Origin of the sequence: Limnothrix sp. FACHB-881 (genome assembly GCF_014698135.1) — a bacterium.
Taxonomy (GTDB): Bacteria; Cyanobacteriota; Cyanobacteriia; order CACIAM-69d; family CACIAM-69d; genus CACIAM-69d.
In genome coordinates, this window is the sequence record NZ_JACJSN010000022.1 from 18108 (window position 1) to 36899 (window position 18792).

At 57.2% G+C, this 18792-nt stretch carries 17 protein-coding genes; 6 read left to right on the top strand and 11 right to left on the bottom strand.

Annotation, left to right across the window (positions count from 1 at the left end):
• The first annotated feature begins 202 nt into the window (after positions 1 to 202).
• Positions 203 to 883 (top strand): DUF1361 domain-containing protein, encoded by a 681-nt coding sequence (locus H6G52_RS16415; protein ID WP_190529701.1) that lies wholly within the window; start codon positions 203 to 205, stop codon positions 881 to 883.
• Positions 884 to 907: 24 nt separating this feature from the next.
• Here the strand turns inward: H6G52_RS16415 and H6G52_RS16420 are convergent, their stop codons facing one another.
• The gene (locus H6G52_RS16420) at positions 908 to 1183 is read right to left on the bottom strand and encodes a YggT family protein (protein ID WP_099532210.1); all 276 of its coding nucleotides are present in this window, start codon (positions 1181 to 1183) and stop codon (positions 908 to 910) included.
• Positions 1184 to 1496: 313 nt separating this feature from the next.
• Between H6G52_RS16420 and H6G52_RS16425 the strand changes: the two genes are divergently transcribed.
• Entirely contained in the window at positions 1497 to 2117 is a 621-nt protein-coding gene (locus H6G52_RS16425; RefSeq protein WP_190529703.1) for a hypothetical protein, read from the top strand.
• A 38-nt stretch (positions 2118 to 2155) separates the two neighbouring features.
• Here the strand turns inward: H6G52_RS16425 and H6G52_RS16430 are convergent, their stop codons facing one another.
• From H6G52_RS16430 to H6G52_RS16440, 3 genes are all read right to left on the bottom strand, one after another.
• Positions 2156 to 3241: a pentapeptide repeat-containing protein gene (locus H6G52_RS16430; protein ID WP_190529705.1), complete on the bottom strand. Its 1086-nt coding sequence runs from the start codon at positions 3239 to 3241 to the stop codon at positions 2156 to 2158.
• Between the two features lie 177 nt (positions 3242 to 3418).
• Positions 3419 to 4591 (bottom strand): AI-2E family transporter, encoded by a 1173-nt coding sequence (locus H6G52_RS16435; protein WP_099532213.1) that lies wholly within the window; start codon positions 4589 to 4591, stop codon positions 3419 to 3421.
• Between the two features lie 187 nt (positions 4592 to 4778).
• Positions 4779 to 4979 (bottom strand): hypothetical protein, encoded by a 201-nt coding sequence (locus H6G52_RS16440; protein WP_099532214.1) that lies wholly within the window; start codon positions 4977 to 4979, stop codon positions 4779 to 4781.
• Positions 4980 to 5317: 338 nt separating this feature from the next.
• Between H6G52_RS16440 and H6G52_RS16445 the strand changes: the two genes are divergently transcribed.
• Positions 5318 to 6250 carry a class I SAM-dependent methyltransferase gene (locus H6G52_RS16445; protein ID WP_190529708.1) on the top strand — a complete coding sequence of 311 codons (933 nt, stop codon included), beginning with the start codon at positions 5318 to 5320 and terminating at the stop codon, positions 6248 to 6250.
• Here the strand turns inward: H6G52_RS16445 and H6G52_RS16450 are convergent.
• The gene (locus H6G52_RS16450; protein WP_190529710.1) at positions 6247 to 7476 is read right to left on the bottom strand and encodes a glycosyltransferase family 4 protein; all 1230 of its coding nucleotides are present in this window, start codon (positions 7474 to 7476) and stop codon (positions 6247 to 6249) included. The genes H6G52_RS16445 and H6G52_RS16450 overlap by 4 nt on opposite strands.
• 155 nt (positions 7477 to 7631) lie before the next feature.
• Between H6G52_RS16450 and H6G52_RS16455 the strand changes: the two genes are divergently transcribed.
• On the top strand, positions 7632 to 8045 hold the full coding sequence (locus H6G52_RS16455; RefSeq protein ID WP_158234344.1) for a YbjN domain-containing protein: 414 nt from the start codon (positions 7632 to 7634) through the stop codon (positions 8043 to 8045).
• A gap of 20 nt (positions 8046 to 8065) precedes the next feature.
• Here H6G52_RS16455 and H6G52_RS16460 read toward each other — a convergent pair whose 3' ends face one another.
• The 6 genes from H6G52_RS16460 to H6G52_RS16485 all read right to left on the bottom strand — a co-directional run bounded on the left by H6G52_RS16460 (position 8066) and on the right by H6G52_RS16485 (position 17021).
• Positions 8066 to 8797, bottom strand: a complete 732-nt coding sequence (locus H6G52_RS16460; protein ID WP_190529712.1) for a prepilin-type N-terminal cleavage/methylation domain-containing protein — start codon at positions 8795 to 8797, stop codon at positions 8066 to 8068.
• 64 nt (positions 8798 to 8861) lie between these two features.
• The gene (locus tag H6G52_RS16465) at positions 8862 to 9602 is read right to left on the bottom strand and encodes a dihydrofolate reductase family protein (protein ID WP_190529714.1); all 741 of its coding nucleotides are present in this window, start codon (positions 9600 to 9602) and stop codon (positions 8862 to 8864) included.
• Positions 9603 to 9917: 315 nt separating this feature from the next.
• Positions 9918 to 11798, bottom strand: a complete 1881-nt coding sequence (locus tag H6G52_RS16470; protein WP_190529716.1) for a glycosyltransferase family 2 protein — start codon at positions 11796 to 11798, stop codon at positions 9918 to 9920.
• A gap of 101 nt (positions 11799 to 11899) precedes the next feature.
• On the bottom strand, positions 11900 to 12280 hold the full coding sequence (locus H6G52_RS16475; protein WP_190529718.1) for a YccF domain-containing protein: 381 nt from the start codon (positions 12278 to 12280) through the stop codon (positions 11900 to 11902).
• A 513-nt stretch (positions 12281 to 12793) separates the two neighbouring features.
• Positions 12794 to 12997, bottom strand: coding sequence for a hypothetical protein (locus H6G52_RS16480; RefSeq protein ID WP_199291641.1), 204 nt, complete (start codon positions 12995 to 12997; stop codon positions 12794 to 12796).
• Positions 12998 to 13073: 76 nt separating this feature from the next.
• The gene (locus H6G52_RS16485) at positions 13074 to 17021 is read right to left on the bottom strand and encodes a glycosyltransferase (protein ID WP_190529720.1); all 3948 of its coding nucleotides are present in this window, start codon (positions 17019 to 17021) and stop codon (positions 13074 to 13076) included.
• Positions 17022 to 17204: 183 nt separating this feature from the next.
• Between H6G52_RS16485 and H6G52_RS16490 the strand changes: the two genes are divergently transcribed.
• Both H6G52_RS16490 and H6G52_RS16495 read left to right on the top strand, forming a co-directional pair.
• The gene (locus H6G52_RS16490) at positions 17205 to 18137 is read left to right on the top strand and encodes an inositol monophosphatase family protein (protein WP_242026452.1); all 933 of its coding nucleotides are present in this window, start codon (positions 17205 to 17207) and stop codon (positions 18135 to 18137) included.
• Positions 18138 to 18412: 275 nt separating this feature from the next.
• Positions 18413 to 18790 carry an STAS domain-containing protein gene (locus tag H6G52_RS16495; RefSeq protein WP_099534531.1) on the top strand — a complete coding sequence of 126 codons (378 nt, stop codon included), beginning with the start codon at positions 18413 to 18415 and terminating at the stop codon, positions 18788 to 18790.
• Positions 18791 to 18792: the final 2 nt, after the last annotated feature.

An 18792-nucleotide genomic window follows, 5' to 3' on the forward strand; every position in this document is an offset into this window, starting at 1 on the left:
GAGAGGATTTGGGTCGGGTTTTGCTCGATTGAATTTGCCCGGTTTAGCTTGCCTGGTTGAATCTATCTGGTTAAATCTGCCCGGCTTAACTTGCCTGATTGAATTTGCCCGGTTGAATCTGCCTGATGCAATCTGCCTGACTCAATCTGATCCGTTTTTAAACGCTTCTGATCTCACACGCTTCTGATCAAGGCGATCGGCTATGGAACCCCTTCTCAAAACATTGGCGCAGTGGCTGCGGATTACGATCGCACTCTGGGCCGATAACAGCTATTGGATGGCTTGGAATTTATTCTTGGCCATTGTCCCTTTGGGAATTGCCGCTTGGCTTTTTCGACACCGCCCCGCTCGATCGCCCCGATCGCCCCTATGGTGGGGGCTGGCGATCGTGTTCATTTTGTTCTTACCCAATGCGCCCTATGTCTTGACCGATTTGATTCATTTGGTCAATGACATTCGCTATCGCTACACGTCCCTTTGGGCCACGGTGATGATCGTGATTCCGCAATACGTTCTGTTTGTGGCCGTGGGCTTTGGGGCCTATGTTTGGTCGCTGGTGTGGCTGGATGGATGGCTCCGGGCGATCGGGCGCAGCCGCTGGATTCCGCTCATGGAACAGTTGCTCCATGGCCTGTCGGCGGTGGGGGTGTTTGTGGGTCGGTTTTGGCGCTTCAACAGTTGGGACTTGTTCACCCAGCCCCATACCCTGCTGGAGCGGATGGCCAACGACTTGGCGGCCCATCGTCCGGCCCTGGTGATTGGGTTGATTTGGGGCGTGTTGGCTGGTTTGTATGGGCTGCTGAAACCCTTCGCCATTGGCTATGGTCTCTATCGCCAGCAACAACACCAGCCCGATCGCCCCTCGTCTCCGGGCCAGCTCTGAGCCATTGGTGACCGGGCCCTTTGGCTACAAGGCCATCACAGCGCTGCTGACTAATTGGGACAGCAATTGCAGCGCCAAAATGGCCAGCATGGGCGAAAAATCTAAGCCACCCAAGGGCGGGATGATCGATCGAAACAGGTTCAGGTAAGGATCGGTTAACTGCCCCACCGTGGCAAAGGGCTGGGAGAACCAATCGATGTTCGGAAACCAACTCAGCAGAATCCGAATGAAGATCACCAGCGTATAGATATTGACGAATTGCAGGATGGTGTTGGCCAGCAGGTTGATTGAAGTATCCATGGGCAAGTACCGGAAAAAAATCGCGCCTTCAAAGGCAGCAGCGCAAAAGTGCAACGCACATCATAGTAGGCATCATAGGCGCAAACACCCGTGGCGGGGCGATCGGGATCCTGTCCCGCTTTGAGGAGATAACCGATCGTCTCTCGGAATTGCCCCCAAGAATTACCCCCAGGAATTTAGAGGGCCCCCCTTGGCAGTGATCGGGATCCAGCTCTTAAGCTGGGAATAGCCCCTCAAGTTGGCCCCTCGATCGCATCACCGAGGTGGCGGCAGTTGGTGACATGGGGCCCCAAGCGGAAACGCGGAGATATGAATGGACGATTGGAAAGATGATTGGGCCGGGAACTGGGCTAAGAATCTTGAACAGTGGTTGACTCCCATCGCTCGGGATTGGGAGCCGATCGCCCGGGAAGTGGAAGCCACGTTGGATGCAGTGATCATCACCATGGCCGAGTCGGTGGAATCAACCGTGACCCAGGTGGATCAATGGCTGACGGATTCGGCCCGGGAACTGGAGCAAACGGCCCTTGACCTTCAGGAGCAAGTGGAAACCCATTTGGCTGAACAGTGGGGAATTGAGGTCGATCGACTGTGCCAGGAGGTGGACGGGGCGATCGAACAGTGGGCCACCGAGGTGAACGATTGGTTAGCGCCCCTATGGTCAGACTGGGCGGAAACCGGTTTTCCGGCCAATCCTTTCACCACCGAAGAACCGGAATCGGAGGGCGATCGGGCAGCGTTGGCCCCGCCGACCCTGAACCAATACGATGCGCTTTACGACCAACTCAACCCCAAAGTGCCGCCGGTTGACCGCCATGCCGCCTGTGTGGGCTGTCGTCACTACCATGGCCGGGTCTACAACGGCACGCTGCTGATCTGCGGGATGTATCCCTTTGGTTGGACGGAGGGTGCTTGTCCGGATTGGGAAGCTTAGGTGCAATTCCAGGACTGGGGTGCAATCCTGACCCGTTTCTAGGGCGATCGCCTCAGATCGGCCGGAACGATCGCCCCATCCAGCTTGGCTCCCGTTAACCGCACCATCAGCCGCCCACCGACGGTCATTTTGGCATTGGTCAAATTGGCTCCCCGGAGATCAGCCCCACTCAGGTCAGCCCCGATCAAGTCCGTGCCGCTCAGGTCGGCCCCGCTCAGGTTTGCTTGCAGCAGATTGGCCCGAAACAACCGGGCCCCGCTCAGGTTGGCCCCGCTCAGGTTCACGCGGTGCATAAAGGCATCCGTCAAATCAGCTCCCGCGAGGTCAGCCCCGCTGAGGTTTCGGCTCGCAAAATCCCGTTCCCGCAGATTGGCCCCGCGCATCTTGGCTCCGCTCAAATCGGCAGCGGGACGAGGCGGCGGTTGATCTTGCCATTGGGGCGGCACGATCGGGGGGCGCGGTCGTCTTGGGGGCGGTTCGGGCGATCGATTGGCGGTCGTTTCCACCGTGGGGTCACCGGGGGGATGGCTATTAAAGGGCGATCGGCGTGGTGTTTTCCAAGCGAACGGTTCCGGTTCGGGATGGATGCCTTGGCCAGGAACCGAACCCGCTGATGGGCCTTGGGTGCTGTATCCATAGGTGCTGTATCCACCGGAACCATTGGCACTGGATCCATAGGCCCCCGCCTTGGGGGTTGATTGCCCATTGACCCCAAATCCTTGAGCGGAGCCGTTATGGTTCGTGCTGTGGTTTGTGCCGTGGTTTGCGCTGTGATTCGCACCGTGGCTGGCACTATGGCTAGCCCCTTGGTGATGCACACCGGCATGGTATGGATTTTTGTGGTGATGGGCCGTCGATCGCCCATGGGGTTGGGCGGTGGTTCGTTCCGTTGGGGCCCCGCTGTTGGGCCGCTGCCGAAAATGGGCCCGAAAAAAGCCCCGCGCTTCATTGAGCTGCTTCAGCTTCTCTTGGGCCTTGGCTTTCAAACGGGGATTGTCGTCTGGGATCCGATCGGGATGCCAAACGAAAGCCAGGTCTTTGTAAGCCTGGTTCACTTCCTCGGCTGAAGCGCCAGGTTCCAATTCCAAAATTTGATAGTAGCGCCGACTGTCGCTAAAGGCCATGTAGCGCAAGCACTTGCCCCAACCATGAGCAAGTGGTGAGTTGTTGCCATTTTAGCCGGGTGGCTGCCATCGCGCGATCTGGGTTTCGCGGCGGTGGGGGATGATGGGCTGTTCTGATCAAAAATTCAACTCAACAATCCAAGGTGCTGTATGGGTCGCGATCGCCAATCATGTCGCTCAGGAGTCTGATGGCTCAGGAGTCTGAGAATCATCGCCGCCCACAGCCACGGCCGCCGGTAGCGCCTGTTCAGGGTCGGGGTCGATCGCCCCTTCGCGGCTCGATCGCAGCCAACGCGGCCCCTGATCCCAATGATCCAGCACATCCTCAACCAACAATGCCTGGAACCAAACTTGAGCCACCACGGTCAGCGGCAACGCCAACACCAGCCCCGTGAACCCAAAAAAGGTCGCAAAAAAGATTTGGGCAATCAGCGTCACGGCCGGTAACAGGGACACCTGTTTGGACATCACCATCGGCGTGAGCAAATTGGTTTCCAACTGCTGCACAATCACGTACCAACCCAGCACCAACAGAGACTTGAGCGGATCATCCAACAGCGCCACCAACATTGGCGGCAACACGCTCAACACCGGCCCCACATTGGGAATGAACGTCAGCAAGCCCGCCAAAACCCCGTGGGCCAGGGCCAGCTTCACCCCCATCAAGGCCAACCCCGTGCCGCTGAGGACACCGATGATCGACATGTTCAACAAAATGCCCAACAGCCAAGCATCGAGAGAATTGCGGCAGCGATCGAGAATCGTGATTACCCGCCGCCGATAGAAGGAGGGAAAGAGCTGCACGAAGGCATTGCGATAGGGCAATGGATCGAACAGCATCATCAGGGCCAAGATGGTCACCAACAGCAGGTTGAAGAACCCGCCCAGGGTGCTGGCAAACAGGGCAAACCCACCCCGAAAGAGCGGATTAATGGCCGGTTGGGCCTGGGTGAGCAAACTGCGGAAGTCGGGGTTGGGGAGAACCGTTTGTAACCACTGGCCCAAGGGTTGTTGGGAAAGGTTGCTGAACCAGGTATCGAGGCGATCGAGCGCCACGGGAACCAACTCGGTCAGCTCCCGAAACTGAGCCGCAAAGGGGGGCACAACCAACAACATGGCCCCCAAGAAAAAAGCCACCAACAGCCCGATCGCCCCAAAAATTGCCTTTGTTCGATCCTGGAGCAGGTTGCGCCCCCGAAACTGGAGGGTGAGCAGGGCGCGGGCCAACCGATCGATCGCGACGGCAATGGCGATCGCCCCAAAAATCATCAGCACCAACTGCCGCACAGCCCACAGCACATACAGGGCCGCAATAAAAACCAGTAAGCCTAACCAGCGTCCGAGGGTCATGAACCGAGCGTCCTGTGCGATTTCTTGTGCAATTTCCTGTGCAATTTCCCGTGCAACTGCCTGGGCGATTTGCGGGGTGATTTACGGGGCAATTGCTTGGAGTGATCTTGGGGTGATCTTGGGGTGATCTGGCGATCTCTGGTGATCTATGGATGTTGGGGTGATTTACGGATGACTTACGGGCGATCTACGGGCGATCGGGTTTGCTCTGCTGCCACATCCAACCCGCCAAAATCAGCGATGGCAACAGGATCATGACCCAAGCCACCCAGTCTGGCGGCGTGCCGATCGATCCATAGGCAGTTAGCTTGATGGCCACCGACAGCACCACGGACAAGACCGCGACTTTCAGCACCATGCTCAAGGTTTCTGGGTTGGGCGATCGCATCAAGATTCAGGGTTTCTTCCCTGGGCGGCGGTTTTCGCAAATTCAGGCAGCATCATAGCTCACGGCTTGGGAAGCGACCAACTGCGCGATCGCCCTGCGCGATTCAGTTGCCCTGATGGTGGGGCGATCGAACCGCAACCGTGAGGACTGATACAATATCCAAAAAATCCAAATCCAACCCTCAAAACTCAATCTTCAAAATTCAAAGAAATTCAAAAAACTTCCAAAAACTCAATTAGCCCCAAAGATTCCATCCCAAAGATTTCACCCTAAAAATTCCATCCCAAAGCTTTAACTCAAAAAAGCTTTAACCCAAACAACTATTGCCTGACCTTTCCATGACCGCCACTGCCTTTGTGAAACCCGGCCCCGCCTCGCGTTTGGTGAATGGGCTGCTATCCATCGAACCCCTGGCTAATTTTGCTCGTAGCCGCGCCCGCAAGATGATGATTGAGCGGGCCGAAAGCATGGGCATTCCCTGGCGCAAAACGGCCGCTGAGTTGCAAAGTCGGGATTGGTCGGCGGAGCTGGCCCAGGTCAGCAACCCCAACCTCACCTATCCAGACTATTACCTCAATCCTTTCCATGCCTATCCTGAGGGGAATTTGGGCTGGGAGCCGGCCAGCGAGGTGGAAGTGGCGGCCTATTCGGTGCATTCCACCATTTTTGGCGAAAAAACCCCGGAAGGGGACGCAAAATTGCGGGCTGCTTATCATGACGTGCTGAAGGCCACGGTGGCGATCGAGCCTCGGGAGATTGTGGACTTGGGATGCAGCGTGGGGATGAGCACCTTTGCCTTGCAGCGAATTTATCCCCAAGCCCAACTGACGGGGGTGGATCTGTCGCCGAATTTCCTGGCGGTGGCTGCCTACAACACTCACCATTCCCCCATGAATCCCGATCGGGCCCAGCCCCGTTGGGTTCATGCGGCAGCGGAAAACACCGGCTTACCGGCCGCGAGCTATGACTTAGTTTCGGCTTGCCTGCTATACCATGAGCTGCCCCAGACGGCGGCGATCGCGATTTTGCAAGAGGCTCGGCGGTTGCTGAAGCCCGGCGGCTATCTGGGAATTATGGACATGAACCCCAAATCCCAGATTTATGCCCAAATGCCGCCCTATATCCTGACCCTGCTCAAGAGTACGGAGCCGTTTTTGGATCAGTACTTTGCGCTGGATTTGGGCGAGGCGATCGAGCAAGCGGGCTTTGAGCTGATCACTGTCCAATCCACTACGGTGCGTCACCGGGCTTTGGTGGCTCGGGCGCACTAGGGTTGCTGGGCCACTAGGCTCAGGAGTTTATCCACGGCGTGATCCCAGGTGAACCGGCTTTGCAGCCAAGCGGGGCCGGCCGCCCGGGCGGCCGTTTGCCATTGGGGGCGATCGAGCCAGGTTTCGAGACAATCAACCAGGGCATCGCAATCCGGCTCCCACATCCAAACGGTTTCGGAAACGCCATCCGGGTATTGAACGGGTTTCTCAATCAGTTGGCTGGCGATCGGGAGGGTGAAGGCGGGGTTGGTGAATTCATCGGTGGGCCCACCCTGGGTGCAAATGACCGGTAACCCACAGCCGATCGCTTCCAGCACGGGCAGGTTAAACCCCTCCGCGCGGTAGGGCGAAACATAGCCATCGGCCGCTTGATAAAGCTTGGCCATGTCTTGGTAGGACAAAAATTTGTTGAGGTAAATCGTTCGATCGAGCAACCGTTGGGCCCGATCGGTCGGCAACAGCGATCGCACCTGATTCACCCAGGCAGCTCGCCCCCGATCGCGTCCATAAACCGCGTCATTGGCCTTCAAAACCCAGCGCAATTGGGGCGATCGCTCCATCACTGCCCCCACCGCCAAAATCAACAAATCGCCACCCTTGCGGGGAATCGTGCCCCCCACGTTCAGCAAGACTTGGCAACCCTCCCAACCCCAGGCCCGCCGCAGATTCGCCCGATCGGCCGCTGCCAAGGGGTGATAAATCTGCGGATCGACCCCATGGGGCAACACCACGACCTGATCGGGCGCTGCGCCGCTGTGGATTAGCCCTTGTCGCGACCAGGCCGAAGGGGTGAGCACCACGGCTCCCCGATCGCCCCCGGCCGCTGCCCATTTGCCCGTTTTTTGGGCGCACCCCATCCATTGCCAATATTCATGGTGCAGCTTGCCAAATTCCGCCGTGGCAAACACAAACGATCGACAGGCGATCGGGTCTGGCTGCAATCGGTAGGGCGAATCGATCCGCAACAGTCCATCCACCGGGTCGCCATCGGGGGCCGGAATTTGGGCCAATCGACGCGATCGCTCCGGATCCAATTGCCCCGCGATCGGCTGCCAACCATGGGCCAAGGGTTGCTCGCGATGAAACAGTTGCAGCCCCGATCGCTCCAGCAGTGCCAAGCATTGGAACTGATTCACCGTTGTGTAGGAGTGGGGAGCCGACAGCCAACCTTCCACTAAAAACCGCATTGCCGATCTGCCCGCCACCACAACGCCATCAGTCCCCACTTTCGCTTGTTAAGATTAGGCCGAAACAAGAACGGACTCAACATCCTGTTGGCCACAGTCCTCAATTAATCCTTCTGAATTGATCTTGCTGAATGACTTTTAACCACCACTCGGCCAACAACAATCATCACATCCATTCATCGCAGGCCAAAATCATGAACGAAGAGCTAGTCACACCTGATAATGCTTCAAAAGCTCTGTTGCAATCCATCTTTGATGAAGCGCTGATGGATGTTTCGATCGATGACGATGGCGACATTCTGATTCAGGAAGAAATCAAGTGCTATGTGTTCCTGAGCGAAAACAAGGATCGGGTGCGATTGCTGACTCTTTTTGGCATTGCGGAAACGGCCACCCGCGCCCAATGTTTGGAGTGCGTGAATGCCATTAACAGTGAATATATTATGGTCAAGGCCTATATTGCTTCCGAAAAAACCCTGGCCATGGAATATGACATTTATCTCAAGGGCGGCGTTCCTAAAAAGACAATTGCCCTGACGGTCAAGCGTTTTTGCACCATTCCCCGTCGGGCTGTGAATGAAGAATATGCCCGTGATGTGGTGGAGTAACCGCGCAGGTTGAAGCACTCCTAGGGTGTTGGTGATGAGACACAACGATCATTGCGCCCGGCTCGCAGGGAACCCAGCAAGGTTTCCACATAAACACAGCTTCGATCGGTCAAATCAGGACGGCCTGCCATTTGGAAGGTGATCCGCTTTCCAGCGTTGTCATTGCTACTAAACTCAGTGCCGTCCTGAGAAGAAGCTAGCCAGCCGCGACCATTAAACTGCACCACATAACTCCCACCGTCGCGAGTGAAGTCTGATTTCCCGCCGTCGATCGCGGCATAGGTCGATGCTTCGGCTCCCAGGGGCCGCCAAACGGCTTTGCTGCATTTTGCGCCCACGGCGGGATGCACAGAATATTGAATGGCACGCTTGTCCTCTGGGTTGGTGCGAAAACAGGCTTCCCAGGGTCGTCGTTGCTGTCTGGCTTTGGATTGGGCCGATCGCAGGGCCCGAAACGCATCGTCTTGGGCGGCTCCGAGCCGTTGGCCATCCACCATCGACAGCCAAACGGGCGCGCTAATGGCCATCAGAATGGTCACCATCAACAGCACCACCAACAGTTCCAGCAAGGTAAAGCCCGATCGCGCGGTTGGTTGCTGGGTTGCCTGGCGATGGCGCAGGGTTTGGGCCAACAGCCAATGGATTGTTTGGCTTCGAGATTGGCTCCGAGATTGACTCCGAGATTGACTCCGAGATTGACTCAGAAATTGCAATAAACGATCGGGACGGGGAAAACGGCGAGAGGCAAGCATAGGAAACCTCGGGTTCGGGGAAGGGCAACAAACAGCAGAACAAGAAGCAGAAACCCACCGGGCGCTAAGGTTCGGTGTCGCGCCGCTGGTAATGCAAGAACACTTCTTGGCCTTGGGCTTCGGCACTGACCAAATTGAGCCACTGGGCCCCGTGAAGCGGCAAACCCACACCATCCATGGGCGTGGGGGCAGCGGCTCCACCCACCAACAGGGGGCAAACCGTCAGCCACAGGTGATCGATCGCTCTCATTGACAACAGGGAGCCGACCAAGTTCCCACCACCCAAGACGGCGAGCTGTTGGATTCCTTCCTGGGCCAGTTGGGCGAGAATTTCGGGCCATTGAAAATCCCGATCGCCCAACGGGCCGAGCAAGATTCGATCGAATCCATTGGCTGCTTTTGAATGGGGGGACGGATCCTCGGAATCTCCTGAGGCAGACCAGCGATCGAGCCATTGCCGAGATCCGGCTTCCGTGGTCAACAGCCATCGAGGCACGGCCTGGCGAAAGAAGCCATAGCCAGGGTCGATCGCCCCGGAGGCAGAACAGATAATTTGGGTGGGTTGCGGAGGTTTGCCCTGGTCAACTCGCCCCTGAATGAGTTCTGGACTCAGAACCGGCATGGCCAACCCTTCCGAGCGGAGGGTTCCGGCTCCCATCAACACCGCATCGGCTTGGGCCACTTGTTTTTCCAAATGTGCGCGATCGGCCGGACTGCCAAAGCGTCCCGGCGACCCATGCGCATCGCTGATTTTGCCGTCAGCGGTGATGGCAAACACCACCGTAATTTGGGGTTGATCGTTCACCCGCGTTCACCCAATGCCACAAAACAACCAATGCCACAGGACGGCCGCGATCGGGGCAGCCGCGATCGGGAGCCTGTCTGCAACCCTGTCTTCAGACCCTTATCGGCCACCGGGGCTTCGGGGCTGGCCCCTTTGAAGTGGAATTGAGGGGGCTGAGTCAGATCTCGCTGATCAGATTTTGCTGATCAGATTTCGCTGATCAGATCTCTGTAGATCTCTCAGATCGGTCAGATCTCTAGGTACACCTTGCCCAAAATTACCCCGATCGGGATCAGATTGAGGGAAATTCTCCCGGTGATCGCCCCCATGGCTATCCTAGAGCGATCGGAACTGGTGGGTTTGGGTGTCGTAACAGCGCGATCGGGGTTTTTCGGGAATTTCCAACTCCTTCATGGCCCAATCTTGGCGCGTAATATCCAAATTGGGATTGAAGTAGGGATCGGTTGCTTGAATCATCGATTTCCAGCGTTTAAAAAACTTGGCGGAATCTTCCGGGTGCGGATCCCCTTCAAAGGTTTTGCCCCTTGTGTAGGATTCGTGGTGAACCAAGGTGGCATCGGCACAAAAAACCGCCCGATAACCCACTTCTCGGGCCCGCAAACACAGATCCACATCCCCAAACCCAACGGCCAAAGACTCGTCATAGCCACCAATTTTGGCGAAGGTATCGGCCCGCATCAGCAAACAAGCGGCCGTGACCGAGGACATTTCGCGACAGGAAATTAGAGCGCCAATATAGCCCGGTTCTGCCTCTCCAGAGGGCAAGGAATCCCGCATGAATTTGCCGAAATGTTCCGCCATGCCATGCATTCCCACGCAAACACCCGCATGTTGGATGTAGCAGCGATCGGGATAGAGCAACTTAGCGCCCACGATGCCAATGTCTGGTTTTTGGGCAAATTCTGCCATTCGCTCCAACCACCCATCCTCGATCGCCTCAATATCGTTATTGCAAAAGAGATAGTGGGTAAAATACCCGGGCGGCAACTGGGCAACGGCCCAATTATTAATCGCTGAAAAATTAAAAGGGCCAGAATAATTTAAAACGCGGTGTTGATCCTTGAGGGATCGAAAATAGCGAATGGATTTCGGATCATTGGAATCGTGATCGATCAAAACAATTTCGTAGGCGACCTGATGCACGGTTTTGGCAATGCTATCAATGCATTGTTTAACCAACTCTCCGCAATTTTTGGTCGGGATCACAATCGCGATGCGGATGGGGCCCTGGAGGGGATAGCGCACTCGGAAATAATTAAACCGAAATCCCGTTTGCACTTCACCCGGATCGCCCGATCGATCTAAATGTTCGCTTAAAACGGCCCGTGAAATCTCCAACACATCCGATCGCCGTTGATTGCCGGTGCTGGTCAGGTGTTGTCGCCACAGGTAAAGAATTTCGGGAATGTGGCTAATTCGTTTGGCCCGCTCACAGGCCCGCAAAATCAGGTCGTAGTCCTGGGAAACGGTCAAAAACTCCCGAAATCCACCAATTTCCTGCAAGAGAGACCGCCGAAACCCCACCAAATGCACGATGTAGGGGTGCGATCGCAGCAACTCCAGCGAAAAGGCCGGCCGAAAAGCAAACTCGATCGGCTCGCCTTCGGGAGTTACCAGCACTTCATCGGAATAAAACAAGTCTGGATCATCGGCCAAGATGGTTTCCGCCACCCGCAGCAGGGCATGTTCCGGCAGTTGATCATCATGATCCATCAGCACTACAAAATCGCTGGTGGCCAAGGCCAAGGCCGAATTGGAGGCGGCGGAAATTCCCCCATTGCGATCGCGGCAGGTCACTTTGATTCGGGAATCCTCGGCCGCGAGTCGATCGAGCGTGGCCTTCACCTGGGGATCGGGCGATCGATCATCGGCAATGCACAGCTCCCAATGGGGATAAATTTGGGCCCGCACAGACTCGATCGCTTCCGTCAGCCAACGCTCTGGCGTGTTGTAAACGGGCATGATGATCGAGATTTGGGGCGGATTTTCCAGGGCCGCCGCTCGATCAGCAAATCGCCGTCGATTCTCGGGCGACAGACCCCGGCGATATTGATCCCAAGCGGCTAGTTGGGCCCGTTCTCCCAACAGTCGCCGCCGGAGTTTGGTGCGCAATTTTTGGGCGATCGCCCTCAGACCGCCTCGTTGCCACAACCGCCAAGCTCGTCCGGGCCAACTGGCCAACCGCGCAATCGCCATACCTGTTGATTAGCCCTATGCCGTGAGCAGTATATCGCTTCAGGGCCCGCCCAGAATGATGCCCCAAGGATTCACCATTCTTGCCTTGCGGTGTTTCTGAATTAACGCCCCACTTCCTTGAGTTCTCGGCCAAAGGGCAACAGCGCCATCACCAACAGCTTGAAATGTTGTTTAGCAAAGGGCAAACCAATGATTGTGATCGCCAAAATCACGCCATGAATCAGATGTGAAAGGGCGATCGCCCAACCAAAGAGAAACACCCAAATCACATTCAAAATCACCCGCAAAGGGCTATCGGCATTTTCCACCGCCACCACTTCTTTACCGAAGGGAGTCATGGTTGCCAAACCAACCTTAACCTGTTGAAGACCAAAGGGAATTCCCACGATCGTTAAACACATGCTGAGACCGCCGATGATGTAGCCCAGCCCACTGATGAGGCCACCGAAAATCAGCCAGATGATGTTACCTAATAAGCTCATGGTTTTAGGTTTGGTGATCTAAGTCTTGCTTGGTCAAATTAACTCAACTAACCTTGTGAATCTCGTCACAAAGAAACAGTTCAAACATTTCTCGAAGCTCTAATTTAAGCTTGATCCTGGGAGCCTGACAGACTTTCTAAATCAGCTAAGTCTTGGGATCTGCCCGATACTTTTTTATTCAGCCGCAAGTTTTCCAAGTCAATCCAGCAAATCTTTAGCCCATCTAGATCAGACTCGATTTTGCTCTGATAGCAGGTTTCAAAATCAACTCCATCCGGTGACGTGATTAAGTCAATTCGATTGGGAGGATAACCGAGCTGAACCACTTGATCGGATTGGGCAAAATCAGAAGCTACTAGATTCAAGCTCGCAAAGCCAAAGGCAGCGAGAGCCTGAATCACCTTTTGGGCATTTTCTAGGGTTGGCTGAATCCAAATGTCTAAATCTTTGGTGTATCGAGGATGTCCATGGAATGCCACGGCATAGCCACCCACAACGAGATAGCGAACTTGGTTAGCGTTTAAGCACTCGATAAACTCTCTGAAATCGGGGTTCAAAACCATAGGCCCATTGATGATATTCGCGGCGAATTTCTTCGAGGGCGGCCAAACGGGCCTCGGCGGGTTGACTGCGCCAATAGGCTAGGTCGCTTGCTTTGGCTGCCTGATCATCTTTCATGTTGAGAATGCGGCAGCTCATCACCATTTTACGAACCATTTTGGACTCCTATTTGGACTCCTGATTGAGCAAAATTGTCCCAATGGCCCCAGGATAGCGAAATTTCAGCAATTGCCTACTCTAAAAACAGCAGACGACGCAGCAGTTGTTCCAGTTCGTTGGCCGTGCGATCGATGCCGAGGGTTTCCACGGTGGCTCGTCCCGTTTGGGCTAGGTTCACCCGCGACACTGCGTCGGTGGTCAGTTGCAGCAGGGTTTGGGCGATCGACTCGGCCACGGGCAGCACCGTGCCGTAGTGAATCCCGGCGGACAGGGTGGGATGCAGGGGTAAATCTTCGCCCACCAGCAGAGCCGCACAACCGCAGCCGATCGCTTGCAGAGTGGGGAGGGCGCTGTTGGCGGCGGAGGGGGCCAAGTGCAGTTGGGCCGTTTGCAACGCGGCGGCCAAGGTGGCCCGATCGGGCCAGCCCAGTTCCTCGCAAGCAAAGGGCAGTGGCTCCGGCGCGTGGGAACCGTAGCGGCGAATTTGGAGATCCGGTTGCTGGGCGGCCAGGAGGCTTAACCCGGCAATGGTGGCCGATCGCTGGTCGGCATCGGCGGCGCGATCGTCTAACCAAAGGATCGATCGGGCGGGGCCGCTGTGGCGCACCCAATTGGGCGTGGCGGGTAAAAAGTCTGCCGTTAATCCGCCTTCTAGCCACAGGGGTGGCACTCGCAGGGCCCGGGCCGTTTCCCAGCGATCGGCGAGGGCCTGGCCGAGGGTGATCGGCCGCAACGGCAACCCACAGGAACCGAGGGCCGTTTCGCGCTCAAGAGTGCCCGGGGCTTCGCAATCCACTTCCCAGTTTTGAACCAAACGCACCCGCAGCCGCACGGTGGTCCAATCGGCCACCGCACAGGCCGATCGCCAATCGGTGGCCAGGGCCACATCCAAGGCCGGCAGCCCCGTTTGGCCTTCCAACACCTGCACACCGCTGCCTTGCAACTGGGTTTCCCAAGCACGACAGGCCTGATGGACTTGGCCGCTGCTGCTGGCTCCGAAGGGTTGCACCACGAGCCGCACCTCATGACCTTGGGCATCCAGGGCCCGGGCCAGGGCAGCGATTCGATCGACCTCCACGCTGTCGCTGGCTGCGAGGGAGACCACCACGGCCACGGTCAGCGCAATGGGTTCCGGGATCGATCGGGCTAACAGGTGATGCCAGCCGGCCCAGGTTTCTCCCAAGGCGGCGCGGGTGAGGTAGCGCTGGCGGGCCGCTTGGTTGGCCGCTTGCCCCAGGCGATCGCGCAAATCCCGATCCTCAATCAACTGGCCCAAGGTGGCGATCCAGTCTTCCGAATCACCACACAGGAACCCCGTAACTCCCGGTTGAATGGCTTCCGCATAGGTTCCCCAATGGGAGGCCACCGTGGGCACGGCCAACAGGGCCGCCTCAAAATATTTCAGCTCGCTCTTACCGGCGGTGAATTCCCGATCGCGCTCTAGGGGAGCCAAGTTGATATCCAAACGGGCATACACTTCCGGCAGTTTTTCCCAGGGCAAAATCGGCAACCGCTCCAGTCGATCGCCCCAGGTTGCCGCGAAGTCCGCCGATAGTTCCAAATGCCCCACCACCAACAGTCGCGCTTGGGGATAGCGGGTGGCGATGACCTGCAAGGCGGCCTCACATTCCGCAAAGTCCCGCTGGTGGGTTTTGGTGCCGCTGAGATAGCCCAGGCGCACCACGGAGCGATCGCGCTCATCGGTGCTGGCCGCCAGGGTTTCGGCCGCTTGCCGTTCCATTTCGGCGCTGGCTCGGTTGGGCAACAGCGCCACAGGAGTGCCGGGGAATCGCTGTTCGATCGACCGTTTCAGGTTGGCGGTGCTGGTGCTGACCCCATCCACCCGGGCGATCGCCCGTTGGTATTGGTGCATCATCTCCTTGTAAACCTGCCGCAGTTCCTCTTCGCCGCTGTTGGCATCTTCCAACTGGTAGAGCAGATCCGGATCAAAGACCAAATCATCGGTTTCAAACACAAACCGCACGCCCTGTTTTCGCCCTTCCTCGATCGCTGACTCCAGATTGGGATGGAAGGTGGGCCGGTGCATCACCACCACTCGGTATTGATCCAACAGTTCTCGGTAAGGATATTGGGCAATGTCGTAGACCTCAACGCTGTAGCCCAAATAGCGCAGGGCCTCCGCCTGGTGCAGGCAACGGTAGCGGTAGGGCGCACCGCCGCAGCCGCTGATGAAGGCAAACATCCCGATCGGGCGATCGTCCGCCGTTTGCACCTTCACTGGAGCCGCCAAGCGTCCTTCGCGCACCCCCACCAACAGGAAATGCTCAAAGGCACTGCGATATTGCCCCAGTTCCACCGCCAAGGCCGCGTCGCCGTAGGTTTGCAAATAAAATTCGCTGTCAAAGTTGGGATTGGGATTCAGCCCCTCCGCCATTCCCACTTCAAGGAAATGTTCGATCGCGCTGTTGAAGTCCTTGGCCGCCAATCGCGCTTTCACCTGAGGGTAGGTTTCCAGGTAGTAGCGGGTTTTGAAGAGGGGGCTGGGGTCGCGCCCTTCCGTTGCCCCGTTGGCCACAAAGTGGGTAAAGGCCTGGCTATAGGTGGCATTGGGCAGACAGTTGGCCACATCCGGCTGGGTTTCCAGATAGTAGGCCGCATCAAACAGCCGCAGGAGGGCGTGGGGCTTGCGCAAGTCCAGGCTGGGCAGCTCTCGCTTAATGGCCTCATAGATCGCAGACTGTTGGGCCGCCGGATCGGGGGCGATCGCCAGTTCCGGGGGAATTTGCGACAGGGCCACCAGCGTGCGCGCAAACAGCTCCGGATCAAAGTGATCGGCCGCTGGCGGCCGCAGTTTGTATTTCAGCTTGATCCAAAAATTCCGCAGGGCCCAAAACTTGCTGCTACGAATGATGTCTAACAGGCGACGGGTTTCCTCAAGGCGCGATCGCAACTCCCGAAACTGATCTTGGGCGGCGGCGATTTGGGCCTTGGCGTGATCCCGCAATTCGTTGGCCCGGGCGATCGCCTGGCGACCGTGCTTCACTTCCAACTCCGCCAGTTCCAATTCCTCGTGGAGGTCAGCGATTTGATCCCGCAGGCTTTCTAGGTCTTGATTAGCCGCTTGCAGCAGGTCTTCTGTGCATTGCAGCCGGCTGTCATAGGTTCCAATCAGGGCTTGGTACTGATCCACTTGCAATCGCCCCTCGATCGCCCCCTGTTCGGCGGTCAGGACGCGGGCCTGATAGCGACTGAGATCCGCGCGGGTTTGCTCCAGTTGAAATTGGCTTTGGGCCAAGGCCGGTTGCAGTTGGGCCAGTTGTCGTTGCAGTTGCCGAAACTGCCCTTGGCGATCGCGGGTCTGTTCAGCCAAGGCCCAATCCTGCAACCAAGTAAGGGCATCGGTGGGCGCGCTGGGGTCGATCGGCAATTGCGGGTGCGGAGCCAGGGCCCGGGCGTTGAGCTGGTGATAAAGGGCGGTGGCCGTGGGATAAAAATGCTGGAAAAGGGCTTGGCGTTCATCGGCGATCGCCTCCCAGTCTGGCAAAATCAGGGTTTCTTGGCCCCATTCCACCGCTCCGGCCGCCAAGTCCACCAAAATGGCGCGATCGCCCAATTGCTCAAGGGCCACCAACAGCGCCTCGTGGTAGGTTTGCCAAACCCGCAGGGCCCATTCTGGATCTTCGAGGGCCCGATCGCCCGCCGCCCGAAACAGGGCCGAAACGCCCACCCAAGGGGCACAGGACACCAACACAAACCGAGCGGTGGGGAACTGGGTTTGCCAATCACTCAAAAACAAGGTGGCCAAAGCATCCGCCACCACCACTGGGCCCGTGGGCCAGCGGCGACAAAGCTGCCCCAGGCGATCGATCCAAAGGGCCGAAACCGGCTCCGGTTGCCGCGTCACCCAACCGGACTCTTGGAAACCTTGGGCCCGCAATACGGCCTGATGCCAGGGTTCCACGGAAACCGGTCGCCAGCCCAACTCTTCGAGGGCCGCCGCCACCCGATCGCATCCCACCGGCAACAGTCCAGCAACGATCGCAATAGTCGGCTCAGTCATAGGAGGGGGTTGCAAGATCGACAACGGGTGCGTGGCAATGGGCGTGCATCTGGGTGTGCATCTGGGCGTGCATCTGGGAACCGGTGGGGTTCTCAGGAAAAATACCACACCGGCCCGGCCCTCCAATGGCTGGCCCTCCGAATGCCCAGCTCGCCCGCCAATGACCATCGCATTCCTTGGCCAATGTTGGCCATTGGACGATCGCCCGCCGGTCGCTATCCTGTCTGTGTGTTGCCTGTACCCCGAGCAATTATCGTTCCTGCGTCTTCTGCCCTTGCCCTCCGCTGCCTAATTTTTGCCATGACCGCCATCGATCGCGCCTTTTGGACTGATGTTTTAACCTTCACCGCCGACCTGGCCCAGCACACGGGTCAGCAACTGCTGAAGGACTTTGCGGGCGATCGAGCCACCACCGAAAAAGACGACGGAACCTTGCTGACCCAATCGGACACCTGGGCCGATGCCACCCTGCGCCAGGCGATCGCCGATCGATTTCCCGATCACGGCTTGCTCAGCGAAGAGGGCAACCATGATTTGCCCGATCGGGATTGGTGTTGGATCATTGACCCGATCGATGGAACCACCAATTTCAGCCACGGCATCCCTGTTTGGGGCATTTCGATCGGGCTGCTCTATCGCGGCTGGCCCGTCTTTGGCTATTTGTACTATCCCCCCACTCAAGAAGCTTGTTATGGCTTTTGGCCCGGTGAAACGGGATTGGATCTCGAACCAGGAGCCTTTCGCAACGGCCGCCCGATCCGAACCACCAGCGCCGACCCGGGCCCCAACCAAACCTTCAGTTTTTGCACCCGCAGCATTGAGCGGGCCCCACGCCCCTTCTGTTGCAAAATCCGGGCGATCGGGTCGGCTAGCTACAACTTGCTCACCGTCGCCACCGGTAGCATGGTGGGAGCCTACGAGCTAACGCCCAAAGCCTGGGATATTGCCGCCGTTTGGCCCATCCTGAAAGCGGCCGGAGCCACCTGGATTTCCCTGGAAGCCTATCCACCCTTTCCGCTCACCCCTGGCGACAGTTATGGCAAACGTTCTAATGCCTGTCTGGTGGTGGCTCGGGCTGATTTGGGCGATTTTTTCCGCCGGGCGATCGGGATTTAGGGGCCTCTGATTTGGCAGCGGTTGGGGGCAGTTGGGTCATGAGATCCCCAAGTCTCAGATCTTCGATCCCCTCTTCGATCCCCAAGTTTTAGATTCCCAGGGAATCTAAAATCAAAATTCCCATAATCTGCAAAACCCCTCCCCAAAACTTTCCCGCACGAACCCAAGGCCCGGAAGCCGGGCGGCTACCCGCACAAAATTCAGTGGACAACCAGGCTCGGAATCCTTATATTGGGATGTTGTCTAGATTGCGACGGTGTTCTTAGGAGGTCATTATTCCCGAGCAACTTACCCTAACCGTCAGCTTACGAGGCACGCGCGAAGTTAAGGGAGATTGTCAACTGTTCCGCCTCACAGGGCTGCTCGATGCATTTTCGGAACCCACGTTCCGCAAAAAGCTGGGGCAGTATGTTGAAGACGGCCCGCCCCATGTGGTGCTGGATCTAGCGCATATCGATTTTGTAGATAGTTCTGGGCTAGGCGCTCTGGTGCAACTGGCGAAAAAGGCCCAGAGTGCAGGTGGTAGTTTCCAGATTGTGACGAATCCCCGCGTCACCCAGACCGTTAAACTCGTGCGTCTCGAAAGCTTCCTATCGCTCCAGGATTCGGTTGAAGTGGCGATTAAGCGCGTTTCTGAATCGAATCAAGGCTAAGA